This is a genomic window from Pseudomonas sp. SB113, from assembly GCF_040754745.1.
GTDB lineage: Bacteria > Pseudomonadota > Gammaproteobacteria > Pseudomonadales > Pseudomonadaceae > Aquipseudomonas > Aquipseudomonas grimontii.
The window spans coordinates 1-422 of record NZ_JBFMHW010000220.1 but is presented as its reverse complement, the minus strand read 5'-3'; the positions used below and the strand labels follow the sequence as shown (position 1 = coordinate 422).

The 422-nt window shown below is 61.1% G+C and carries 1 protein-coding gene; it reads left to right on the top strand.

Annotated features, from left to right (window positions below; translation table 11 throughout):
* Positions 1-422 (top strand): FadR/GntR family transcriptional regulator (locus AB1462_RS32255; RefSeq protein WP_367249187.1); only part of this gene is annotated, 422 nt, incomplete at both ends.

The window sequence follows — 422 nt, the reverse complement described above, 5'->3', positions numbered from 1 at the left end:
GAGTCACGCGGTGTGGCTTGACGCAACGGTTTTTAGGATTCATATTTCAAACCAATCACGAATTGGTTTAGAAGAATGCGACGGCGTGGTAGAGAAAACTTCAAACGGAAACGCGGCGGTAAGCCTTTTGCGGGCGCATCTTGCGAGCTCCGAACTGGAAGAGGCTGGCCGCCTGCCGCCCGAGCGTGAATTGTCGGAAGAGCTTGGCCTATCGCGCGCCGAATTGCGCAAGGCGTTAAGCGTTCTGGAATCCGAAGGCCAGATCTGGCGTCACGTCGGCAAGGGCACCTTCCTTGGCCGCCGCCCCATCGACAGCATTTCGGATGTCACGGCACTGGCGCGCACAACCAGCCCCGCCGACATGATGCGCGCCCGCCTCGTCATCGAGCCGGAGATCGCGCGCGCCGCCGCCCTCACCGCCA